The 8,069-nt window shown below is 36.9% G+C and carries 13 protein-coding genes; 4 read left to right on the forward strand and 9 right to left on the reverse strand.

Annotation, left to right across the window (positions count from 1 at the left end; translation table 11 throughout):
• The 4 genes from NF543_RS24760 to NF543_RS24775 all read left to right on the forward strand — a co-directional run.
• On the forward strand, nt 1–217 hold a 217-nt coding region (locus tag NF543_RS24760; RefSeq protein WP_257957575.1), incomplete at its 5' end, for a helix-turn-helix domain-containing protein.
• A gap of 427 nt (nt 218–644) precedes the next feature.
• Entirely contained in the window at nt 645–938 is a 294-nt protein-coding gene (locus NF543_RS24765; RefSeq protein ID WP_257670881.1) for a type II toxin-antitoxin system HigB family toxin, read from the forward strand.
• Between the two features lie 5 nt (nt 939–943).
• Nucleotides 944–1,300, forward strand: coding sequence for a helix-turn-helix domain-containing protein (locus tag NF543_RS24770; protein ID WP_257670882.1), 357 nt, complete (start codon nt 944–946; stop codon nt 1,298–1,300).
• An 87-nt stretch (nt 1,301–1,387) separates the two neighbouring features.
• Complete coding sequence (locus tag NF543_RS24775; RefSeq protein ID WP_257670883.1) at nt 1,388–1,606, forward strand: hypothetical protein; 219 nt, start codon at nt 1,388–1,390, stop codon at nt 1,604–1,606.
• Nucleotides 1,607–1,631: 25 nt separating this feature from the next.
• Here NF543_RS24775 and NF543_RS25660 read toward each other — a convergent pair whose 3' ends face one another.
• The 9 genes from NF543_RS25660 to NF543_RS24815 form a co-directional block, all read right to left on the reverse strand.
• Nucleotides 1,632–1,733, reverse strand: coding sequence for a transposase (locus NF543_RS25660; protein WP_505560204.1), 102 nt, complete (start codon nt 1,731–1,733; stop codon nt 1,632–1,634).
• 53 nt (nt 1,734–1,786) lie between these two features.
• A complete protein-coding gene (locus NF543_RS24780) occupies nt 1,787–2,155 on the reverse strand; it encodes a two-component regulator propeller domain-containing protein (RefSeq protein ID WP_257670891.1) in 369 nt (122 codons plus the stop codon).
• Entirely contained in the window at nt 2,155–2,331 is a 177-nt protein-coding gene (locus NF543_RS24785; protein WP_257670892.1) for a hypothetical protein, read from the reverse strand. Before NF543_RS24785 ends, NF543_RS24780 begins: the two co-directional genes overlap by 1 nt.
• 299 nt (nt 2,332–2,630) lie before the next feature.
• Entirely contained in the window at nt 2,631–3,419 is a 789-nt protein-coding gene (locus NF543_RS24790) for a DUF2705 family protein (protein ID WP_257670884.1), read from the reverse strand.
• The gene (locus NF543_RS24795) at nt 3,419–4,324 is read right to left on the reverse strand and encodes an ABC transporter ATP-binding protein (protein ID WP_257670885.1); all 906 of its coding nucleotides are present in this window, start codon (nt 4,322–4,324) and stop codon (nt 3,419–3,421) included. The genes NF543_RS24790 and NF543_RS24795 overlap by 1 nt, the downstream gene beginning before the upstream one ends.
• A 177-nt stretch (nt 4,325–4,501) precedes the next feature.
• A complete protein-coding gene (locus tag NF543_RS24800) occupies nt 4,502–5,413 on the reverse strand; it encodes a helix-turn-helix domain-containing protein (RefSeq protein WP_257670886.1) in 912 nt (303 codons plus the stop codon).
• Nucleotides 5,414–5,509: 96 nt separating this feature from the next.
• Nucleotides 5,510–5,956, reverse strand: coding sequence for an ester cyclase (locus tag NF543_RS24805; RefSeq protein ID WP_257670887.1), 447 nt, complete (start codon nt 5,954–5,956; stop codon nt 5,510–5,512).
• A gap of 260 nt (nt 5,957–6,216) precedes the next feature.
• Nucleotides 6,217–6,750, reverse strand: a complete 534-nt coding sequence (locus NF543_RS24810; RefSeq protein WP_257670888.1) for a dihydrofolate reductase family protein — start codon at nt 6,748–6,750, stop codon at nt 6,217–6,219.
• A 180-nt stretch (nt 6,751–6,930) separates the two neighbouring features.
• The gene (locus NF543_RS24815) at nt 6,931–7,665 is read right to left on the reverse strand and encodes an alpha/beta fold hydrolase (RefSeq protein WP_257670889.1); all 735 of its coding nucleotides are present in this window, start codon (nt 7,663–7,665) and stop codon (nt 6,931–6,933) included.
• Nucleotides 7,666–8,069: the final 404 nt, after the last annotated feature.

The raw sequence follows: 8,069 nt of genomic DNA on the forward strand, positions 1-8,069 counted from the left end.
AACTGAAACGCGTCTACTGCTCATTTTCGCGTTGTCTCCTAACGAGACTATAGAGAGAAGCCGGCTGCAAAAAGAGATATGGGAAGATGAAGGTGTTATTGTCGGGCGTAGTCTGGATATGTTCATATCAAAACTTAGAAAAAAACTGGAATTTGATCCGAATATCAAAATTGTTGTTATACGCGGCAAAGGATATAAGCTTGAAATTAGCTCTTAAGAAGAATCTTCCCGCTCCGAACTGATCTTATTAGAATTCAATTTGGCATTTGTAAAAGTCTATCGGGAACTACTAGTGTGGTATCATTAAAAGAATTAACCTTACCGGAGATCGAACCAAAAACAACGCTTTCCGAGCAATAAAGCCACATTAAATATTCACTAAAAACTAAAACCCACTCTACGCAATGTAAAGAGGGTTTGTGCCAAAAGTAGGATTGTTATCAAACCGCTTTATCGGTGATTTGAGGCGAATTTCGGCCTTGGGAGCCTGAAAATGCACTTTGGAAATAATTAAGCCGGATAGATATCGAACCGCCATGAGCAGGACATGGGGGCAACCACGGATGAAAGTTGTGAATGGGGGAGTGGAATAATACAGCCGGGGAATTTCCCATTACGGGAACTGTTTATTATCTTTGTTGTCCATGAGGATATTTTCACGGAGTACGCTAAGAGATTTTTGGCAGCGGCATGCAGATAGCGAGCAGCCATTGAAATCATGGTATCAGGAAGCAGAACGGAGCCGTTGGCGTACCCCGAACGAAATCAAGGCAGAATATCCAAGTGCGAGCATATTGGCGGACAATCGGATGGTATTTAATATCAAAGGGAATACTTACCACCTCATTGTCAAAATCAACTATGACTATGGTGCCGTTTGGATACGCTTTATAGGCACCCATGCGGAGTACGATAAGATTGATGCAACTAAAGTATAAGGGATATGGAAATTAAACCCATCAAAACGGAACAGGATTACCAAGCTGCAATGAAAAGGCTTGAAACTATTTTTGATGCCAAGCCGGGAACGCCAGAAGGGGATGAATTGGAAATATTGGGTGTGCTTATTGATAATTATGAGCGCACTTATTTCCCCATTGACTTACCCGATCCCATAGAGGCCATCAAATTCCGTATGGAGCAAATGGATTACTCCAATAAGGACTTAGCAGAGGTTATCGGATTTAAAGGCCGTGTAAGTGAGATATTGAACCGTAAGCGTAAACTATCCATTAGTATGATTCGTAAGCTGCATGAGTCTATGCAGATACCTACGGATGTGTTGGTGCAGGAGTATTAGAAAAACGGATAACATGCTTCCCAATGATATCGCCGGAAATATGCAGTTCTTATCTTGCTTGTAATTTGTTATTGTTCTAACTGATGTATGGTTGATAAAGTAGGTTATTTAAATATCGATTTTACAATCACGGAAGAATATCTTGACAGGTTTAAAGGCGTTTGGGGACTAACCGGAAAAAAATTATCTGTCGATGTCGCAAATATTCTCAAAACCGAATTGTTAGATTATTTATTCGGGCTTTATGAGATTTTTTTTAAGGTGACTCCGATCGTAATGCCTTTCATCAAGATGATTGCACTCTGAAATATTTCAAAGAGTATGATACTCCCTATTTGGCAGCCAGTTCATGGACGGTCTGCTGCTCCTTGATCGCTTCGATGGCTACCTTCGCCTTGAAGCCTGCACTGAATTTCCTGCGTTCTTTTTTCATTTTTACAACCGCTAAGTTAAACATTTAAGCAGTTGTCCAGTTTTTGGGGAGTACTATACAGTTACAGTAGGCTTATTATCAGACAATGTTTTTACATCATAACGGGAAAGTGCCCAACCCTGTCCATAAGCACGTATTGAACTGGTCCAAATGTTGCCTTTTTTATCTTCGTAGATATAACCAACAAAATTCTGTGTGAAATTGGTAAGTGTGCTGCCGTCATAGCACCAAAGTCCATCATTGCCACCGAGCCAAATATTGCCTTTTTTATCTTCGTAGATATAACCAACAAAATTCTGTGTGAAATTGGTAAGTGTGCTGCCGTCATAGCACCAAAGTCCATCATTGCCACCGAGCCAAATATTGCCTTTTTTATCTTCGATTATCGTACGAACATTCCTAAAAGGTTTGCCGTTATGGATTAAAGTGGTAAATGTTTTTCCTGACCGACCCCATGGTCGACCAAGGTGTCCCGCAACCGTTCCAGATCCGGCGTCAACGTCCCGAACTTTTCCTCGACTTTTTCTCCGTTTCCTTTCAGGATGCACATAAAAACGCTATCTTTATGCACATCAAGGCCACAATAACTCTCCATCATAACTTGTTCTTTTGTTTTTTTTCCAAAGTTACGAAGGATTGGGACGGTGGCCCCATTTTTATTGAACGCGATTATAATTCGCGATTTTTACGTAAGTTTGTTGATAGTTCATTTTGTTTATCTGTTGTTTGAACGGTCGTTCGCAAAATTACCATTAACGGTTCTGCGCTTGGCGTTCGTGCGGGATTTCGGAGCACAAAACTGTCAACCCAGCGCAAAAGCTAAATTGGAAAACTGAACTTGAATTTAAGCACGTCACCCCGCATGACGCCAAACGCATGTAGCGGTAGTTGTTCCTTTCATTTCGTCTGGTCTGCTGTTTTCCAATAGATTACTGTCGCAAGATAACCTGCAATGCAAGTCAAAATTAAAATTGAGTAACTGTAATTGTCAAGCAACTTTTTGTATTCTCCACCTGCACCGCTATAAAGTCCAGGAATTGACCAAGGGAAATATGATCCGTAACCAGTCGCTGCTATAATTTGAGCAAACACTAAAGTCAAGGCGACAAAACCTAACGGAGCAAGATAACCTTTGCCCCAAATTGCAAAAAAGGCAATGGGAACACCGATTAATATTGTCAGAAATGTTGTGATAAAATAGTCGGTGAGTAGAGGGAAAAGAATATTTGTTTCAGGGGTCGGCAGTCGTAAAAATGTCCCAATTAGAAGTCCAATTAGAAGGTTGGAAACCACTAGTGCTAAACACCAAATTACATACACTGCAAATTTTGCGTTCAAGATTTTTGTCCGCGAGGTAGGTAGAGAAAGTAAGTCCTTTGCTGTTCCGTCCGAATACTCCCGTCCGAAAATCCAGCTTGCTACAAAGCCGAAAACCAAAACACCACCAACGCCAACGGCTTGTGTCAATAAACCAAAGTAGGATTTCCAATTGCCCTCAAAGTTCATTGCTTGTGCTTTTGCAGCAAGTCCACCCGCTTTTGCTAATGCGTCTGGATCTTGAACGATTAAGATAAATACTCCGCCCATAATTGGTGCTAAACCAAAAGCGATGAAAGTTGCCCAAAGAATGTTTGAGTATTTATTTTTAATAAACTCAGCTTGTAATGCTTGTATCTGCTGTTTCATTACTCTTTGTTTCTTATTGTTCTTAAAAAATAGATCTCTAAATCTTCAGTAAACAAATACACTTGCTTAGGTGGTAGATTTTTTTCAACCAATAGTTTTGAAATATTTTCAGGTTTTGCAATTGCCTCACTATTTGTAATTTCTATTTCATCATTGTCTGTCAATGCCGCTATGTAATTTGAACTCAATAACTCCTGAACAGCTTTTGTGTTGTCGGATGTTTTTACTACAATTTTTTTGATGAGTTGGTCGGTGAGTTCTTTTGTAGTTAGTTCTTTTACCAATTTGCCTTCGTGAATTATGCCTATGCGATTAGCTATTTTAGAAATTTCACCAAGTATGTGACTTGAAAGAAAAACCGTTGAACCTTTATTTGCAAGGTCTTTGAGCAATTCCCTCACTTCAACAATTCCTTCGGGGTCTAAGCCGTTAATTGGCTCGTCAAGTATTAAAAGTTTTGGTTTGTGCATGAGTGCTTTTGCTAAACCTAACCGTTGTTGATTGCCGAGAGATAGAACTTTTGCTTTTTTGTCCTTGTAGTTAGTCAACTTTAATTTTTCAATAATGTCGTCAATTAATTTTGGGTTGGTTAATTGTCGTAGTTTGTAATAGACCTTTAAGTTTTCGGTTACTGAAAGATTTGGGTAAGAGTATGGTGTTTCTACTAAATAACCTATGTCGTTCCATTGGTCAAATTGCGGTGTAAGTTGCTTGTCAAATAAAGCTATGTTGCCGTTGTCGGGCTTAATCATGCCAAGAAGCATCCGTATCAAAGTCGTTTTACCAGCACCGTTTAGCCCTAAAAAACCGTAAATCTCACCCTCTTTAACATGGATAGAAATGTTGTCCGAAGCAGGAGTTGTCCCGAAGTATTTTGTGAGTGAGTTTGTTCTGATTATTTCCATGTAGGACAGTCGTTTTACAATTACAGCAAACGTTTGGTATATGAAAAGTAGCGGACTTTTTATAAGGTTACTATTTAAGAAGCAAGATAAATAAATTAAAAAATAACGATTCGGGTGAGCGTCCAAACCGCTATTTTTTATATACATTGTTAGCTGTATGTGATTTTTTGTATTGTTTTAGTTAAATGTATTCTTAAATTCTATAGGGGTTAAGTTTGTTTTGCGTTTAAATAGTTTGCTAAAGCTTTGGCTTTGCTCAAAACCCAATTCATAAGCAATTTCGCCTACGGTTAAGTTCGTAGTGGATAATTTTTCTTTTGCTTTTTCAATCAATTTATCGTGAATATGTTGCTGTGTACTTTTCCCTGTGTGTGTTTTTAAAATACCACTCAAATAATTAGGCGATGTGTTCAAATTGTCAGCTAGAAATTGTACTGTTGGTAATACCTTCACTGCTAAATTTTCATTTTTGAAATAATCATCGAGCAAATACTCCAATCGATCAAGGATTTGATGGTTACCGATTTTTCGGGTTAAAAATTGCCTTTGATAAAAACGTTCTGAATAGCTTAAGAAAGACTCAACTTGTGAAACTATAATATTTTCACTAAACTTATCAATATTTGAATGATTTTCACGTTCTATGTTTTTAATGAAACTCTTTAGAATAACCTCTTCTTTTTCCGACACAAAAAGTGCTTCATTTACTCTATAATTGAAAAACTCATATTTTTTAATGGTTTTCGCTAATGAGGTTTTCCAAAAGAAATCGGGATGAATAAGCAAAATATAACCACTAGTAGAAAAATTTTCATCGGCATCGAAAGAAAAAACCTGATTCGGAGCGATGAAATACAAAATACCGCTGTCAAAATCGTATTGCTGTTGCCCGTAACGATATTTTACATTTCCACTTTCCGTTCTTTTTAACGAAATGGAATAAAAATCAAAAACGTACTTTAACATTCCTTTTCCTGGATGTGGCTCAACTTTTGAAAGATCTATTGCGCTTAACAAAGGTTGCTCAGGCTTATCTATTCCAAGTGCTTTATGGTAATCGCTGATTGATTTTAATCTGATTGGTTCCATCTTAACAAAATTAAGTTTTATGCTTTATCAAACTGTAGGATACTTTTCTATTCGAGTTCCTCATCCTTTAGGCACCTCCTTTTTTTATTAACAATTTTACTGTACACCAAGTTGAATAAGTAATCCTCTGTTATCTATTCTTACCCATTCTTCAATTAATCGTCCTTGGTTATCAAATTTGAAAATATTCATTAAGTCAAAAACCACATTTGCTCCATTAGGAGGTATCGTACCTACGGGCGATTGTGTAAATTCATTGACAAATTTCCCTTCTATGAATGATTGACAGGCAATATAATCGTCTTGTTCAATAATAATTCCACGTTTAATTGTTAACGGGGCAAATGCATCTTGCATAGCTTGAAAAAAACTGACCAATCCTTTATAATCTGTATCGAATCCTGAACCGTGAAAACGAAAATTTTCCGTATCGAAATAAGACTCTAATTCTTTTTGGTTTTCACCAGAAACTAAAAGTTCACCTGCTCTAATTAAGCGTTTCGTTAAATTGCTTAATGGTTTGTTATTAAAATTTCCCATCATGTGATTTTATTTTTTAAGATTACGATGCAAAATTATATCTATTTAAAACTATGCAAGTGTGCAAATCTCTGTTTTTTGTGTTCAAAAATTTGCATCTATTCTTAGGGACTTGGATATTTTGCAATTCTGACTAACGTTTTGCAGCTATACGCAGGCAGGGATATTTACCACTGAACTTCCTGCGAAGCACGAAACCTCTGCTTGCGTGTAGGTGCTGTTAGCGGTTCGGGCTTTTGTCGTGTTGGTTGCTTTTATCATTTTTACTTTTTTCGTCTGTAATGCAGTTGTGTTAATCCGGTGTCAAATGTTTTTGCGTGAATAAGTTCAAGTTGTTGTTCTGGTCTGTTGTCTTTAAAAAGTCTTGTCCCGTTACCAACCAAAATCGGTATAACGGAAATTATAAATTCGTCTATCAAGTCGTGCTGTAAAAGTTCATTTATAATTTCTGCTCCACCGTCACAATAAATGTTTTTTCCATTTTCAGATTTTAGTTGTTGCACCAAATCTGTCAAGTTTCCTGAATAAAAAGTAGTTCTACCAACACTTGGTCTTTCAGTTCTTGTTATTACATACACATCTCGCTGTCCGTTGTCGTAATGAAAAGAACCAATTTCTTTAAGCACATAATCATAGGTCTTTCTCCCAAGAATTATTGTGTCAATGTTTGTCGTAAATTCTGCATAACCGTAGTCTTCTCCTTCTTTTTCAACTGATTTCAAAAAACTAAGGTCATCATTTGGTTTTGCAATGTATCCGTCTAAACTTGTCGCTATAAAAAGTGATAATTTTCGCATTGTTGTTTATTTCTTATTTTCTGTTTCTTTTTGTCGTGTCGTCTTTTAACCTAACCGCTAACGGTTAAGTATAAGCGTAGTGCAGGTTTCGGAGCGATGCACTATCCGCCCATCGCAAATTTTATTAGGAGCAAAAATGCTCAATTTTAGCCGTTCAGCCCGCATTATGTTTATACAATGTTAGCGGTTCGTTGTTTTTTCGTCCTGTACAATTTCAGTTACAAAATCGGATAAGATTGCTGCTAATTGTTTTGCTTTACTCATCATTGGTAAATGTCCGCTGTCAATAGTAATGATTTTTTCTGCATTTAGGTTCTTCGCCATTTTGTCTTGAAAAGTACTTGGCATTGATTTATCATTTTCCAGCTTAATATAAAGTCGGTTGGTGTCAGGCAAGTTAAAATTGATTTTTGTTCTGTAAAGCGCTTTTGACTCTGGAGTAAATTCATTCACAATTTTTGAAGTTTGTTCTGCTGTCAAGTCGTTGCAAAGTTCACTTTCTATTGATTTTTGTGGTGGTTTCGTACCAAATAACCTTAAAATTATTGGCATTATCAATTTCTGAGGAAACGGCAAAGAAGAAACAAATGAATTTCCGTTTATTGGAATAACAGAACCTAAAGCAACAAAACCTCTTAATTCATTTTTGAAATGATCTGCAACTTTTAGACCAACGAAAGTGCCTATTGAGTGTGCAACTATGATAAAATGGTCTTTCTTCCAATTTTTAATTTGGTTGGTCGCAGCGCTTACATAGTCATCAAATGTCAATACATCAATCGCTTTCGAATCTGGTTTTTTATTTGGAAAGTCAATAGCTAAAGTTGGGATATTAATTTCTTTTATTAAATCGTCCCAGATTGAGCAGTTTAAACCTGCTCCGTGTATAAATACTATTCCAATATTATTGTCCATATTATCGTCCTTTAATTTGTGACTGCTAGGTTATTTACAATGCCCGCTAACGTTTTGCATGTATGTGCAGGAGCGGATTAGAAGCACTTTCCTGTCCGTTTAGCACAAAGTTACAAATGCACAGACCTTGAATTCACCGCTTCCCCGCTATTGCCAAATGCAAGCTGTTATGTGGTCGGCTTTTTTTATTGTCTTGATTCCAAGATTATTCCGTCAAATCAAAACCTTGTTGCCAACCTATTTTACTTTCTGAAATTGTCACGTCAGGCAAATCTTTCAGCTATCGTCGCTTACCGGAAAAGTCAAAATTAAAAATCCTAATAACTTGTTCACTTGATTTAAGTTTTTAAACCGTATATAGCTGCTACATAACCATTGTTGCAGAAAATTCACACCCTTTTTAT

The organism is Parapedobacter tibetensis (genome assembly GCF_024704835.1).
GTDB lineage: Bacteria > Bacteroidota > Bacteroidia > Sphingobacteriales > Sphingobacteriaceae > Parapedobacter > Parapedobacter tibetensis.

Bases quoted from the DNA above. Each gene is read 5' to 3' on its own strand.
- NF543_RS24785 (WP_257670892.1), bottom strand. From the start codon at position 2,331: ATGATGGAGAGTTATTGTGGCCTTGATGTGCATAAAGATAGCGTTTTT.
- NF543_RS25660 (WP_505560204.1), bottom strand. From the start codon at position 1,733: ATGAAAAAAGAACGCAGGAAATTCAGTGCAGGCTTCAAGGCGAAGGTA.
- NF543_RS24790 (WP_257670884.1), bottom strand. From the start codon at position 3,419: ATGAAACAGCAGATACAAGCATTACAAGCTGAGTTTATTAAAAATAAA.
- NF543_RS24805 (WP_257670887.1), bottom strand. From the start codon at position 5,956: ATGATGGGAAATTTTAATAACAAACCATTAAGCAATTTAACGAAACGC.
- NF543_RS24795 (WP_257670885.1), bottom strand. From the start codon at position 4,324: ATGGAAATAATCAGAACAAACTCACTCACAAAATACTTCGGGACAACT.
- NF543_RS24810 (WP_257670888.1), bottom strand. From the start codon at position 6,750: ATGCGAAAATTATCACTTTTTATAGCGACAAGTTTAGACGGATACATT.
- NF543_RS24765 (WP_257670881.1), top strand. From the start codon at position 645: ATGAGGATATTTTCACGGAGTACGCTAAGAGATTTTTGGCAGCGGCAT.
- NF543_RS24770 (WP_257670882.1), top strand. From the start codon at position 944: ATGGAAATTAAACCCATCAAAACGGAACAGGATTACCAAGCTGCAATG.
- NF543_RS24800 (WP_257670886.1), bottom strand. From the start codon at position 5,413: ATGGAACCAATCAGATTAAAATCAATCAGCGATTACCATAAAGCACTT.
- NF543_RS24775 (WP_257670883.1), top strand. From the start codon at position 1,388: ATGGTTGATAAAGTAGGTTATTTAAATATCGATTTTACAATCACGGAA.
- NF543_RS24815 (WP_257670889.1), bottom strand. From the start codon at position 7,665: ATGGACAATAATATTGGAATAGTATTTATACACGGAGCAGGTTTAAAC.